The organism is Candidatus Zixiibacteriota bacterium, assembly GCA_026397505.1.
Lineage (GTDB): Bacteria > Zixibacteria > MSB-5A5 > GN15 > PGXB01 > JAPLUR01.
The window spans coordinates 1-14,697 of record JAPLUR010000104.1; the positions used below are offsets into that span (position 1 = coordinate 1).

At 49.1% G+C, this 14,697-nt stretch carries 12 protein-coding genes and 1 pseudogene; 12 read left to right on the forward strand and 1 reads right to left on the reverse strand.

Annotation, left to right across the window (positions count from 1 at the left end; all coding sequences use genetic code 11):
- Nucleotides 1-9 precede the first annotated feature (9 nt).
- Nucleotides 10-1,299 carry a phosphoribosylamine--glycine ligase gene (gene purD / locus NT002_10510; GenBank protein ID MCX6829696.1) on the reverse strand — a complete coding sequence of 430 codons (1,290 nt, stop codon included), beginning with the start codon at nucleotides 1,297-1,299 and terminating at the stop codon, nucleotides 10-12.
- Nucleotides 1,300-1,564: 265 nt separating this feature from the next.
- On the opposite strand from purD, the gene lexA reads away from it, so the two are divergent.
- The 12 genes and pseudogenes from lexA (at nucleotide 1,565) to NT002_10570 (ending at nucleotide 14,563) form a co-directional block, all read left to right on the forward strand.
- Nucleotides 1,565-2,185 carry a transcriptional repressor LexA gene (gene lexA, locus NT002_10515; protein ID MCX6829697.1) on the forward strand — a complete coding sequence of 207 codons (621 nt, stop codon included), beginning with the start codon at nucleotides 1,565-1,567 and terminating at the stop codon, nucleotides 2,183-2,185.
- Between the two features lie 212 nt (nucleotides 2,186-2,397).
- Nucleotides 2,398-3,837 carry a tetratricopeptide repeat protein gene (locus tag NT002_10520; GenBank protein MCX6829698.1) on the forward strand — a complete coding sequence of 480 codons (1,440 nt, stop codon included), beginning with the start codon at nucleotides 2,398-2,400 and terminating at the stop codon, nucleotides 3,835-3,837.
- Nucleotides 3,838-4,342: 505 nt separating this feature from the next.
- Nucleotides 4,343-4,579 (forward strand): annotated as a pseudogene (locus tag NT002_10525) (IS3 family transposase).
- A 52-nt stretch (nucleotides 4,580-4,631) separates the two neighbouring features.
- Nucleotides 4,632-4,868: a DUF6504 family protein gene (locus NT002_10530; GenBank protein MCX6829699.1), complete on the forward strand. Its 237-nt coding sequence runs from the start codon at nucleotides 4,632-4,634 to the stop codon at nucleotides 4,866-4,868.
- A complete protein-coding gene (dinB, locus tag NT002_10535) occupies nucleotides 4,856-6,055 on the forward strand; it encodes a DNA polymerase IV (GenBank protein MCX6829700.1) in 1,200 nt (399 codons plus the stop codon). The genes NT002_10530 and dinB overlap by 13 nt, the downstream gene beginning before the upstream one ends.
- A gap of 81 nt (nucleotides 6,056-6,136) precedes the next feature.
- Nucleotides 6,137-7,354, forward strand: coding sequence for a PLP-dependent aminotransferase family protein (locus NT002_10540; GenBank protein ID MCX6829701.1), 1,218 nt, complete (start codon nucleotides 6,137-6,139; stop codon nucleotides 7,352-7,354).
- Between the two features lie 90 nt (nucleotides 7,355-7,444).
- On the forward strand, nucleotides 7,445-8,296 hold the full coding sequence (gene dapF / locus NT002_10545; protein ID MCX6829702.1) for a diaminopimelate epimerase: 852 nt from the start codon (nucleotides 7,445-7,447) through the stop codon (nucleotides 8,294-8,296).
- Between the two features lie 4 nt (nucleotides 8,297-8,300).
- Nucleotides 8,301-9,623, forward strand: a complete 1,323-nt coding sequence (locus NT002_10550) for an MFS transporter (protein MCX6829703.1) — start codon at nucleotides 8,301-8,303, stop codon at nucleotides 9,621-9,623.
- A gap of 2 nt (nucleotides 9,624-9,625) precedes the next feature.
- Nucleotides 9,626-9,961: a hypothetical protein gene (locus NT002_10555; protein ID MCX6829704.1), complete on the forward strand. Its 336-nt coding sequence runs from the start codon at nucleotides 9,626-9,628 to the stop codon at nucleotides 9,959-9,961.
- Nucleotides 9,951-11,759: an arginine--tRNA ligase gene (gene argS, locus NT002_10560; GenBank protein ID MCX6829705.1), complete on the forward strand. Its 1,809-nt coding sequence runs from the start codon at nucleotides 9,951-9,953 to the stop codon at nucleotides 11,757-11,759. Before NT002_10555 ends, argS begins: the two co-directional genes overlap by 11 nt.
- Before the next feature lie 15 nt (nucleotides 11,760-11,774).
- Entirely contained in the window at nucleotides 11,775-13,145 is a 1,371-nt protein-coding gene (locus NT002_10565) for a hypothetical protein (GenBank protein ID MCX6829706.1), read from the forward strand.
- A gap of 71 nt (nucleotides 13,146-13,216) precedes the next feature.
- A complete protein-coding gene (locus NT002_10570; protein ID MCX6829707.1) occupies nucleotides 13,217-14,563 on the forward strand; it encodes an MATE family efflux transporter in 1,347 nt (448 codons plus the stop codon).
- Nucleotides 14,564-14,697 lie beyond the last annotated feature (134 nt).

Below are 14,697 nucleotides of genomic sequence, written 5' to 3' on the forward strand. Positions count from 1 at the left end.
AGCCATATTCTAAATCCCATAACTCTTCATTCGGCTGGTTGCTTTAGCGCCGATATCGGTTCTGAAAATCATTCCCTCAAATTTGATATTATCGATAACATCGTAAGCTCGCGCGAGCGCCGAAGGCAAGTCATGATCGACCGCGGTCAGCCCGACCACCCGTCCGCCGGCGGTGATCCAGTTCTTGCCGTCACGCCTGGTCCCTGAATGAAATAGATAGCAGTTCATATCACTGTAGTTTCTTAAACCGAAAATTCTCTTTCCGGTTTCAGCTTTTTCGGGGTAACCGCGTGAGGCCAGTACGACACAGGCAGCGGCACCCGGATTCCAATCCAACTCATCTATGATAGAAAGATTGCCATCGACAATGGCGATGAAAATGTCGGCCAGGTCGGAATTAAGCAGCGGCAACACCGCCTGAGTCTCCGGATCGCCGAAACGGCAATTGAATTCCATTACCTTCGGTCCCGCTGGAGTCATAATCAGCCCGGCATATAATACCCCTTTATAATTACGTCCCTCTTTTTCCAGTCCGGCAATGGTCGGCTCCAGAATATGCTCCTGGATCATTTTCATGGTAGCCTCATCGATAAAATTGACCGGACTGTAGGCGCCCATTCCGCCGGTATTGGGGCCGGTGTCGCCATCGCCGACCCGTTTATGATCTTGCGAGGGAAGCATAACCTTGACCGTTTTCCCATCGGTAAAGGCCATAACCGAGACTTCCTGCCCCTCAAGAAAAGTCTCCACGACGACACTGCTGCCGGCATCACCGAATACTTTCTGAACCATGATTTTTTCGATGGCCTGAACCGCCTCCTCGGCGTTCTGGGCCACAACTACTCCCTTTCCGGCCGCCAGCCCGCTGGCTTTTATCACAATCGGCATGGCTGCCGCCCGCACAAAAGCGATCGCCTCCGACATTTCCGTAAAAATCTGGAAAGATGCGGTTGGGATATGGTATTTCCGCATAAACTCTTTGGCAAAAGCCTTGGAACCATCAATCTCGGCTGCCACCTGCGAGGGGCCGAAAATCCGCAGGTCGCGACGATTGAATTCATCAACAATACCAAGCGTAAGAGGGAGTTCCGGGCCGACGACGGTGAGGTCGATACTGGTTTTCTGGGCAAAATCAGCCAGTTTGTTTATGTCATCGGCCTTGATATCCACCGATTCGGCGATCAGGCTGATACCGGCGTTGCCGGGAGCGGCAAAAATCTTACTGACCAGGGGGGACTGCTTGAGTTTCCAGATGATGGCATGTTCACGCCCGCCCGATCCGACAACTAATATTTTCATAATGGTTTTCCTAAAAAAATTTAAACCTTAATTATAAGGAATTAGATCAATTTATCAATATGTTTTTTGAGGCGGGCGCGGTTGGAAGAGGTATTATCTTTTGGGCGGATTGTCACATTTTCCGAATCACATATTAACCTGTCGAGCCGATCAACTGATATTTTCACTTGACATCTGAACATTTGTGCAGTAGAATAATTATGAAAAGTGAAAACAGACGTTTGGGTTGTCAAACCGACCAAACGATAGGCCATAAGGAGGTAACTTGACTGTCAGAGAAAAGTTAACCAGGCGGCAGAAAGAGATTCTCGAATATATCGAGAAGATGATCACCGAGTACGGCAAGTCGCCGACCATTCGGGAGATAGGGGAGAAGTTTAATATCAGTTCCACCAACGGGGTCCGCTCGCACCTCGAGGTGCTGCTGAAAAAGGGGTATATCCGGCGGCAGAAACTTATTTCGCGCGGGATTGAACTGGTGCGAAACATGGCTGGCCCGATCAAGCGGATTCCTCTGGTTGGAGCGGTTCCGGCCGGTAATCCCCTGACCGCGATCGAAAATATCGAGGGGGAAATTGCGGTTGACACCAGTTTTCTTCCCTCCGGCGAGACCTTTACTCTCCGGGTCAAGGGGGAGTCGATGAAGAACGCCGGTATTTTCGATGGCGACTATGTTCTGGTGAAACGGCAGAAAGAGGCCGAGCCGGGGGAGATTGTGGTGGCGGTTATCGGTGATGAGGCGACCGTGAAACGGTATTTCCCGGAGGAGGGAAGGATAAAACTTCAGCCGGAAAACGAATCTTTTGAGCCTATCTGGGTCGATAAGAATTCGCCCGATTTTTATATCGCCGGGAAGGTGGTCGGGCTTTTGCGGAGGATACCATGAAACCGGGGAAAATAGCGATGATGGTTTTGGTTTTGTTGTTTTTGCCGGTCGGTTTCGAGCCGCTGGTGGCGCTGCTGCGGGGATTGCTGACAGTGTAACTTTTGTAGGGGTTTGATTTATCAAACCCGTTTGAGAAACCCGACAAATGGATTTAAATAGACGGGGTTTATATGAAGCGATTTGGGGCATTGGGTTGGGTTTGGCGTTCGAGAATGATTATGGGGAATGAATTGAAGATGTCGGGTTTCTCAATCATCCGGCTCACGTCGGATTCTCTTGAAACCCGACCTACTCCTGACTTACAAAGCTGCACCGATATATGGGGGCAGGTCAAGTTTTTGAAGCATAAAACCGATAAAGCTTTTATAAAGCACAATAAATACCAATTAAAGGGGCGACAAGAAATAAAACAGATAATTACTTTCTGCGGCTTGGTGATAGTTCTCACCTTTCAGATTTCAACTGCAGGAACTCATAAAGCGGCCGACCAAGGTAACGCTGTTGCCCAATATAATTTGGGTCAGAGTTACGCTACAGGGGGAGGTGTTTCTCAGGATTGGGCTGAAGCGGCAAAATGGTATCGGAAGGCCGCCGATCAAGGTTATGCTGCGGCCCAACTTGCCTTAGGATTGATTTATGCCAACGGATCACCAGATTACCCGCAAAGTGTTCGTAAGGATTATGCTAAATTTGTAACATTGCTTCGGAAAGCCGCCGACCAAGGCTATTCCCCCGCGCAAATCGCTTTGGGATTAAAATATTACAAAGGCGAAAATGTCTCTCAGGATCACGCTGAAGCGGTGAAATGGTTTCGGAAAGCCGCCGATCAGGGCGACGCTGAGGCCAAACACTACATGGATAAGTATTATGATAGCCAGGGCGTTCCTCGGGATAATGTTGAGGCTGAAAAATGGTACAGAAATGTGGCCGACCGGGGTGATACTGCGGCCCAGGTGGCCTTAGGATTGAAATACTATAACGGCGAAGGCGTTCGTCAAAATTTTGAGGAAGCGGTGAGATGGTATAAGAGAGCTGCGGATCAAGGCTGTGCTGCTGCTCAGGCCGCCCTGGGTTCGATGTACTACGAGGGTACAGGTGGTATTCCTCTGGATTACGGTGAAGCCGTGAAATGGTATCGAAAAGCGGCAGACCAAGGCAGTTCTGATGCCCAAAATAAATTGGGAGTGCGGTACTTTAAGGGAGAGGGTGTCGTCCGAGACTACGCTGAATCTGAAAAATGGTTTCGGATGGCAGCGGACCAGGGCAATGCTGATGCCCAAGATAATCTGGAACATGTACAGGCGAAAAGAATTCCACCTGCGGAGATAAGCAGCTGGGACATGGCGGTAAAGAAATATGACCCTGGAAGTTTCAAAAATCTGATTTTAGGAGGAGATGAAGGGGTATTTATATGCGGTTATCTCGAAATTACTCAGCGCCTGGATGCAGGAGAGTTTCTTGTTAGTATACAGTCCCCCCCCAGAGTCTTCCACTGCATTATCCCGTCATATGTTAAGCTGGGAAATCTTGTACCGGGCAAGATTTTCAAGGCTATTGTGAGGAGAGGTGGAATATATGAGTATGTGACTACCGCAGGCTACAAAAACTCAGTCGAGACTATTGAAGTGCTATATGCAGAAAAGTTTCGGTGATCATTCCGACAGCAATTCAGATAATCTTTTTCTGCAAAAAAGCTACTCACTCTCTTGACCGCGGCCCTGCTTCATTTCAGCTGGGGCAGTTTTGACTTGAGATTGTTGTGCGATAACTGGAGAAGTATTGGTTGAGATTACCCCAAAGCAGTGAAATGATATCGGAAATCTGCCCGAGTACAGACAGTTTGTATAGGACGAAAAACCTTGTAATGGTAATGACAAGTGTGAGAAGCTGGCTGGGTTATCAGACGACATACACAGGTTATAAAGAAATTGCTTTTGAGAGGAGGAACGAAAATGAAACGTCATGAGTTGTATCCCTCAATCGTGAAAGCAGTAATAAAGGGGAAACTGAGAGAGCCATTCAAGGCAAGTGATGTTAAGAAAGCTTGCCCTGGCTTTGCTGACAAAACCTATAGTAATTCCCTACCAAAGCATAGAAAGGGAAACCCTGGGAAATACAAGGCTCGCTATAGGCGCTTAGCCAAGCGCCGCGGCTACAAGCTGTTATGATAATGCCTGTGTGGAATCATTCTTCGCCCGGCTGAAGATGGAGTGTATGCATCGCTCGCATTTCTTGACTCGGGCGCAGGCGGAACTTGACGTATTCACTTATTTGGAGGTATTTTATAATCGTGTTCGTCGTTATTCCACACTGAACTATCTCAGCCCGGTTGACTTCGAACGAACAAACAACCTTAATAACCTGTCCAATAAAACAGGGGAAGATCACTCCTGACTTACAAAAAGATATAGACTGATGAAATTGAATAAGTAATATGTATCAGGATATGGATGAACCGGTAGAGGTAGTGGCGGTGTTCGATCACCACAAAATGCGGCCGGCGCGGTTCCGGTGGAACGGACGAGTCTATAAAATCAGCGAGGTCACCGGCGACTGGAAAACCGATATCGGCGCCTATAAAGTGCATCACTACGCCGTGGTCGATACCTCCTCCAATTTCTTCCAGTTGACCTATGATGAACGTCAAACCAGTTGGGTCATAAGCAAAATATGGGTGGAATAGACCGCACTAAAGACTGGGCGAAAGTCATTATGCATGTCGACATGGATGCGTTTTTCGCCGCTTTCGAAATCCGCAACACGCCCCAACTGAAAGGAAAACCGGTGATAGTGGGGGGCGATGCCCGTTTCCGAAGTGTGGTCTCCACCTGCTCATATGAAGCCCGGAAGTACGGGGTCAAATCGGGAATGCCGATGACCCAGGCAAAAAGATTATGCCCCGATGGTATCTATGTCTCCGGAAATTTGGGGGGATATATCTATACCGCATCGATGCTCATAAAAATATTCGAACATTATTCCCCCTTGGTGGAACCGGTCTCGGTCGATGAGGCTTTTCTTGATATCACCGGCTGCCACAGAATTTTCGGCACGGTGGAAAACTTGGTGGCGCAGATGAAGCGGGAAATAAAAGAGCGGCTGTCCATGACCTGTTCGGTCGGGATCGCCCCGACCAGGCTCATGGCTAAAATGGCCACGGGAGAAAACAAACCGGATGGTGTGACTATAATCGACCGGGATGATTTTAAAAAAATATTCTATCCCCGGTCGGTAGATGCTCTCTGGGGAGTGGGGAAAGCCACCCGGGAAGCAATGGAAAAAAATGGGATAAAAACGGTCGGGGAACTGGCCGAAAGTAACGAAAAGGAGCTAAAAAAATACTTTGGGAAAAATGGGGTGGCCCTAAGAGGAATGGCAAGAGGTATTGGTTCGTCAGAAGTCTATTCTCTCGATGAATTACCCGACGATAAATCGATGTCCCACGAGACTACTTTTGTGAAAGACATCTCCGACATTGATAAGATATATGCCACCCTGCTCTGGCTTTCGGATAAGGTGGCCGGAAGGCTGAGGCGTGAGGAATATTGGGGGAAAACGGTCACAGTGAAAATCCGTTCCGCCTCTTTCAAGACCATTACCAGAGATAAGACCTTATCGAATTCGACCGACCAGGCTAAGATTATCTATGAGACCGCCCGGAGTTTAATCCCCCCTGAATTCGGGACAAGAATAAAGGTGAGATTGTTGGGGGTAAGGGTATCACACCTAGAAAAGAAAACTGATTCTCTCCAGTTTCATTTATGGCATGATTCCGGGAATGAAAAGATGGTTTTGAGTAGTGAAGCGGTTGATAAAATTCGTGACCGATACGGAAATGCGGTAATTCATCTGGCCGGGACCAGGCGGTAATATTTACTAATTGACAATTTTGTCCTTTTTATTATCTTCCTTTTAGAATGACCACAATATTATTCATATCGGGATTAAATTATGAGTAAAGATTATTTGGCTGAAGAGGTTCAAGCAATGCCGGATAAATGGAATTATGCTCCGCACGTGCTTTCTCTGGAAAGCTCGATTATCAGAGAAATTCTCAAGATTTCCTCAAAACCGGGCGTTATTTCCTTTGCCGGCGGATATCCGGGGCCGGAGATGTTTCCTGTCGAGGAAATGAAACAGGCGGCGATGGAGGTTATTGATGAGTTCAAATCCAACGCGCTGCAATATTCTCTTTCCATGGGGATTACTCCGCTGCGTGATACTGTCGCGGAACGGGAGAGCAAGCTCGGTTCCCCCACCAAACTCGAGAATATCCTTATCACTTCCGGTTCGCAGCAGGGGATTGATCTCTGCGCCCGTGCTTTCCTTGATCCGGGAGATTATATTATCACGGAATATCCGACTTATGTCGGGGCACTGCAGGCTTTCAATTTCTATCAGGCCCGTTATGCTTCAGTGGAAATGGATCAGGACGGCATGCTGGTAGATCAGGTCGAGGACGCTATCAAGAAGCACAATCCCAAATTCATTTATACCGTCTCCAATTTTCAGAATCCGACCGGTATTACCATGTCGGAAGAGCGCCGACACGCGCTCGTAGAATTAGCCTCGAATTATAATATCCCGATTGTGGATGACAATCCCTATGGCGAACTTCGCTATGCCGGCAAACCGGTTCCATCGCTAAAAGCTATCGGCGGCGATATCGTAATTTCTCTGGGGACTTTTTCCAAAATACTGGCGCCGGGGCTTCGAATCGCCTGGATGAACGCCTCCGAGAAAGTCATGCCGATTTTCGAGCGGGTCAAACAGTGCGGCGATCTCCACACCAGCACCTTTACTCAATATATGATCTATGCCTTCCTCAGAGCCGGCAAGCTGGAGGGACAAATTCAGAAATTGATCAAAGGATACGGCGAAAAACGCAACCTCATGCTGGCGGAGATGGAGAAGAATTTCCCCTCGGAATTGACCTGGACCAGACCGGAAGGCGGGCTTTTCATCTGGGTCGAGATGCCAAAACATGTTTCCGGCTCGAAGATGCTGCCGAAGGCTATTGAGGAAAAAGTGGTGTACGTTTATGGTGCCCCATTTTACCCTGATGGCCGCTGGGATAATACGATGCGGCTGAATTTCTCCCATGCCGGCCCCGAGACAATTGTCGAGGGAATCAAGCGGCTGGGCAAAGTGATAAAGGACAGTCTTTAGTAGATTTTTGCAATATGATGCAAAGCCCCGCCTGCCCGATGGCGGGGTTTTTTGCTTTACAAAGCCTCTCAAATCAGTATCTTAATCAGCATGAAAAAAATCGCATTTTCCAAGTATCATGGGCTGGGCAATGATTTTATAATCATGGATCGGATCAAGAAGCGCAAGGGAGCTGACCGGTTTGATAAACTGGCCATAGATATCTGCCGGAGAAATTTTGGGGTGGGAGCGGATGGCATCCTAGTTTTGACCGGCTCGAAAATAGCCGATTGCCGAATGGATATTTACAACTCTGATGGCAGCTGGGCGGAGAAATCAGGAAATGGTCTGCGGATTGCCGCCGCATATTATCATGCCTTCTGTGCGAAAAATAGGAAAATAGCGATCGAAAGCGGTGATGGGATATCCGAAGCCGAGATTATCAGGGCCGGCAGGCATTCATCTTTGATCAAGGTCTCGCTGGGAAAACCAATTTTCGAAACCAGGTTGGTTCCGGTCAAATCAAGATTTAAATTCCATATCAATCGGCCCATTAGAATCGGAAATCTCTCGCTTAATGTCACGGCTCTTTCAGTGGGGAATCCCCATACGGTCATATTTGTCGATAGTTTTGATTTCGACTGGAAAGAACTCGGCCGGAATATCGAAAACGCCCCGCTTTTCCCGCACCGCACAAACGTGGAGTTCGCCAAGATTGTCGGTCACTCCAAACTGATTCTAAATGACTGGGAGCGGGGAGCCGGCGCCACCGGTTCATCCGGCACCGGCGCCGCCGCCGCCGTTGTGGCGGGGGTAGTCAATGGTTATCTGAAGCGGCAGGTGGAAGTTATTTTTCCCGCGGGATCGCTTTTCATTGACTGGTCGGAAAAAGATGATATTATCTACCTGACCGGCCCGGTCGAATTTATCTGCTGGGGCGAGTATCATTTCGGAGTAAGATAGCCAAATGAGCGCTATCGGACCTGATCTCAGGGACAGGGTAATCCTGTCCTCACCGCTTAAGTCTCTGAAGCGCAAAATCAGCCGGTCCATAGTCGATTATCTGTGGCACATAAGGCTTTTTACCCGCAATGTCAGATTGTTCCTGACCGGTTCTTTTCTGATTGGTTTGACGGCGGCAGCCGGGCAGTTGCTTTTCAACCTCTATCTCAAAGAGCGCGGGGCCGACGAGTCATTTATCGGTACTTTTCTATCCGCGGGCGCTTTCGGAACGGCGGTTATTGCCATTCCGGCGGCTTTCGTGTTGCGCCGTATAAAATTGAAAATGGTTCTTCTTGCTTCCACTATTTGCTACGCCTCTGCTTTTTTGATGATTTCCCGCCTGCCCGTAACCAACATATTGATATCGGTGTCATTTATTTCCGGTATGGCGATGACTTTCAACCGTATCGCCGCGGCACCCTTCTTCATGCGAAACTCGTCGCCGAAAGAGCGCACCTATATTTTCTCGTTCAATTTCGGGGTGATGCTGGTAGCAGGCATGATCGGCTCGCTCACTTCCGGCTGGCTGGTCACACATTTATCAGAAATGACCGACGGCATGATCGGCGCTTATCAGTGGACTTTCATGATTGCAGTCTTTCTGGGCTTGCTGGCGCTGATTCCATTCTCTCTGATCAAAACGGCAGCGCCGGGCAGGGAAGAGCGCGAGGCCGATTTTTCCCTGTCCCTTCTGCGAAGGCAGATGAAACTGTATCTGAAACTCCTGACTCCTCAGTTTGTCGTTGGTATCGGTGCCGGATTGATTATCCCGTTCCTGAATCTCTATTTTCGGGATCGTTTCGGCCAGCCGCCCGATAAAATTGGCCTGTTCTTTTTCGCCGTCAACACTACCATGCTTATCGGAATTCTTGCCGGGCCGGTCATGGCCAGGAAATTCGGCATGGTCAAAACCATCGTAGCGACCGAGCTTGTTTCTATCCCTTTCATGATCATCCTGGCTTTTACTTATTCGCTTCCTCTGGCTTTTGCCGCGTTCCTGATGAGAGGAGCGCTGATGAATATGGCTCAGCCGATCGGCTCCAATTTCAGCATGGAGATGGTGGGAAAATCAGAACATGCGCTGGTCAACGCCTTAATGACTCTGGCCTGGACCGGCTCCTGGATGATTTCCACGGCCATAGGAGGGCGGCTTATCGAAAAATATGGCTATACCCTGCCGCTCCTGATTGCGGTTGTACTTTACATTGTCTCGGCGATTTTGTATTATATCTTTTTCAGGAAATCGGAAAAGAAGACCAGCGGCGGTTTTATGGTGGAGGTGACCTGAGCATGAACGCTGAACGTTTCCAATTGAGCCGGGATGAGCTTGCCCGGCAATTGCATCAGGCCGCCCGGGAGGCATACCCGGATTATCGTCTGGAGGGAAAGCTCATTCATGCCATACTGATTGAACAGATGCCTGCCGGCTCAGGCTTCGTTTTCCCGGCGCGGGAATATGCCTTGAATAACAACATTTCCCCCGAAGAATTTCTGGCAAGACTCTACCATGAGTTGAGTATCGAATATGAGAAAAACCTACATGATAAATTTTTCTTTGAAATGCACCGGGATGATGACTGTATCTATTTCAGCTTGATTGAAACGGACAGAACAGATGAAAGATAGATTTCGAGAACAGATAGCCGAATTGACTTCACGGGCTTTCCGCGAAATTCTTCCGGAATGGCGTGTAGTGAACCCTGGCCTTTTTACTTTCCACCCGGAGGAGTTGTACTACAAATTGGAAACGCCGAAAAATCCGCAATTGGGAAATTTCGCCTTGCCGCTTTTTGAGCTGACCAAAATCATCAAGCAGAATCCGGTAGAATTGAACAAGAAACTGACTGACGCACAAAATAAGCTTGTCAAAGAAAATGAGGAATACGTATCGCTGACCTTCAACGCAGTCGGCGGTTACAACAATGCTCGGATCGCTACCGGTGCTCTGGCGGCCGCTACATTTGAAGCACTGCGGACTCAGAAAGAAAATTATGGTTCTTCTACTGAAGGTCGCGGAAGAAAAATCGTAATCGATTTTTCCTCGCCTAATATCGCCAAGCCGTTCGGAATCGGGCATCTTCGCTCCACTGCCATCGGCAATTCGCTGTACCGCATTTTCAATAAGCTGGGATATGAGTCGGTCGGCATAAATCACCTCGGCGACTGGGGAACCCAGTTCGGCAAGACGATTGTCGCTTACCGCAAATGGGGTAAGGCGAGCCAACTGGAGGAAAATCCGGTCAAGACCCTGTTCGACCTGTACGTAAGATTTCATAAAGAGGAAGAGGCCGATGCTTCACTTTCGGATGCTGCTCGTGATGCTTTCAAGGCGATGGAAAATGGCGACCCCGAAGCGATCGCTCTCTGGCAGAAATTCAAAGATTACTCGATGGCCGAATTCAACAGAATTTATGAAATGCTGAGGGTTCATTTTGATTACCAGACTGGGGAATCATTTTACAACGATAAGATGGAAAGCGCCATCAAACGTCTTGAAAAAGCCGGCCTGACCGAGATTTCCGAAGGGGCTCTGATCGTAAATCTGGAAAAATATAATCTCCCGGCCTGTCTTCTCCGACGAGCTGACGGGGCCACGCTGTACGCCACACGCGATATTGCCGGCATTCTCTACCGATGGGAAACATTCCATTTTGAAAAAGCGCTCTATGTGGTCGGGACGGCACAGCGCGACCATTTCAAGCAGGTCTTCAAAGTAATTGAATTGCTGGAAGAGGCCGAGCATGTTTCGGCCGAGAAGAGAATCGCTCATCGCCTGACACATGTGGAATTCGGCTGGATAAAGTTCGAGGATGAAGTAATGGCGACCCGGCAGGGGAATATCATTTTTCTTGAGGATGTTCTCGACAAGGCAATTTCCCTGGCCAGAGAGAAGATTGTCGAAAAGAATCCGGACCTGAAAGAAATCGATAAGACCGCCCACCAGATCGGATTGGGAGCGGTGATATTCGCCGACCTGTCCACCAGGAAAGAAAAAGATGTCAATTTTCAGTGGGATAAGGTCCTCAATTTCGAGGGCGAGACCGGGCCATACCTGCAATACACCCATGCCCGTTTGTCATCTCTTATCCGGCATTATGGAAAGGAACTCACCGAGAAGATAGATTTTTCTCTGCTGGATCATCCCGAGGAGTACCGGGTTTTGGATTTATTATATCGGTTTCCGCTGTTAGTCGAGGAGGCCGCTATCGCCTATGAACCGTACCTCATAAGTTCATACCTTCTGGAACTGGCCTCGGCTTTCAATACGGTCTATCAACGGAAAGACGCCGCCGGCCGGATTGACAAGATTATTTCCGATAACACGAATCTGACTGAAGCCAGGATGGCTCTGGTGGCGGCAGCCCGGATAGTAGTCAAAGAGGGGCTCTATCTCCTTGGAATCGAAGCACCGGAAGAAATGTAGGGAAGATTTATACCCGTGAATAAGATCATTTTTGCTTTAAAACATTTTCCTCAGGAATTCAGGCTTGACGGCGACGGCCGCCTGACACAACTGGCCCTGCTGCTCGGTGCAAACGCCGCCGGCGAAACCAGGATAAGGAATTATAATCAGGGGAAGGAGACCGGGCAGACAGTTTTGTTCCTGCAATCGCTCGGGTACAAAATCGGCAGGGACGATTCTGAAATCATAATACACAATTCCGTATCGCCGGTATGGCCCGATGATATATCGGTCAGCTTCAACGGCGACTCATATACCCTCAGTCTGATTATTGGTTTCCTGGCCGGGAAAGGAAAACGGTTCACGCTCGGGTATGACGATTTCATAAATCAACCGTTTCTTGATGATCTGCTGGGACATCTCCGGCATATCGGCGTGGAATTGAAGCATGACAGGGAATCCCGGAATATAACCTATCAATCAGACCAACTCTGGCCGATCGAGCGAAAACTCTCCTCTGGTTTTCCCCATTTAAAAAATTGTTTGTTGATGCTCGGCATCAGTTCCGGTCGCTCGGTTGCGATTCGGGAAACAAGACCGACAGAAGATTCGCTGGAAAACTTGTTTATCAATTTCGGCGCGCGGCTGACCATCAGGGAGTCGAAATTGGAATGGGTGGAAGATCCCCACGACCCGCGCAGACGCATTCGCCGTGAGGCGGCCGACTATAAACAGGAGATGATGCTGCATCCCTCGTGCAGGCTGACTGGCGGCACTGTCGATATCCCTTCCGATTCCTTTTCCGCCGAGGCCATGTTGACTCTCGGTATCCTGAAAAAGGGAAATTTAGTCCTCCCGAATATCTATCTTGGCGCCCGGCTGAGTCGGTTCATGCATTATTTGCGTTCCATTGGAGTCAATATCAAGATTACTCACCGGCGGGGAGTAGAGGGGCCAAAGAGGGGCGACCTCGAACTGGAATATGCGGAAATCAGGGGCAAGAAGGTCGCCGGCGAAATTGCCGTGGGGCTGATGAGAGAGTTGCCGCTTATGGCGGTTATCGCCGCCGCCTGGCCGGGGACGACACTCATTCGAGACATTCGGGAGACCAGCCTTGTTCAGAGAAATCCCTTCGAGGAGATTGCGGCCAATCTGGGGAAAATGGGAATAAAATGCGGCGTTCTTGATGACGGCATGGTGATTGAAGGAAAGAAGGAGTTGAATGGCGCCGATTTCGGCCCCTTTCGAATAAAAGAGATTGCGCTGGCATTCTATCTGGTGGCCCTTTCCGGACAGGGAAAATCAGATTACCGGGAGTTTGAAATAATCGCCGACCATTTTCCCGCTCTGGTTTCGCTGGCCGGAGCGAAGTCGATGGTCAGCGTTCACTCCAAGGAAGATGTGTGATGATCTCTCTGCTGCCGGAAACAGCCCTGTCCTCTTCCGCCAATAGCTCTTAAAATGTCATTTTCCATGTCATGGCCAAAGTAGAGCATATTACCGAAGGTCCCATTTATCCGACCATCCTCCGTCTGGCTTGGCCGGTGCTGGCGGCGATGTTCCTGGAATTCGCCATGTCGGTCGCCAATTATTTCTGGGTTGGCTATCTGGGAACGCCCGAGCAGGATGCGGTCACGACCTCGATGGTGGTTACCTGGACTGTTTATGCCACCATTTCCATTATTGTTATCGGAATCACCGCCATGGTATCGCGGGCCATCGGTGCCGGCGATAAGGAGCACGCTTCCTATGTGTCGAAACAGGGGATCCAGATGGCCATCGGAGCGGGAATCTTTTTCTCGCTGGCCGGATTTTTTTCCACTCCATATATAATGAAATTTATGAAAGCCGCCCCCCATGTGGCCGAACTGGGCGTGCCATATCTGCGAACCTATTTTCTGGGCGTCTCCTTTTTCTATATTAACGATGCCCTAGGCGGAATTTTCCGCGCCTCGGGTGACACCCGGTCACCGATGTATTCTTATGTAATTGCTTTATTGCTGAATATTGTCATTGATCCCTTTCTAATCTTCGGCTGGGGGCCCTTTCCCAAAATGGGCGTAACGGGGGCGGCTGTCGCTACCGTGATTTCCATTACCGTCGCTTTTTTTATTCTCCTCTTTCTCATTCTCAAAGGAAGACTGGAAGTATCTCTTGCTGGTTGGTACTGCAACCGGCCGGACTGGCAGACAATGTTCAAGATATTCAAAATCGGCATCCCGATTTCGATGCAGAATATCGTTTTTGTCTTTGTCTATTGGTTTATTATCCAGATTGTTCATCACTATGGCGATGCCGCCGGGGCGGCCATGGGTATCGGCAACCGGCTGGAATCTCTATCCTTCTTAGTAGCTTTTGGATTCTCGGTGGCGGCATCAACCCTTGTCGGGCAGAATCTGGGGGCCCAGCAGCCGGAGCGAGCCGCCAAATGTGCCTGGGGATCGGTCAAAATCATTGCGCTCGAGACATTTGTTGTTTCCGTCATTTTTGTCTCTATTCCCGGAGTGATCACCAGCGCCTTCACCTCGGACCCGGCGGTGCACGCCATCGCCCGGGATTATGTCTTCATTCTGGGATTGTCGCAGATGTTCATGGGGATTGAAATCGTGCTGGAAGGGGCTTTCTCCGGCGCCGGTAATACCATCCCGCCGATGGTCGTCTCCATCCCCTGGTCGATTGCGCGACTGCCGCTGGCTTATTTTTTCTGTTTCGTCCTGAATATCGGTATTAACGGTGTCTGGTGGACTTTGACTATCACTTCATTCTTTAAGGCGGTCATTCTCTTTTTCTGGTTCCGGAAAGGAAATTGGAAGAATAAGAGGTAATATCTTTATAAGTGTGTAAAAACGACAAGAGGTGTATCCTTAAGATTTACAAGCTGATTCAAAAGGAGACACCTAATGTCGTATAACGAGTTAGATTTTAGCAGGAGAAACATAGTCTTTGCGCTTTCGGAAGT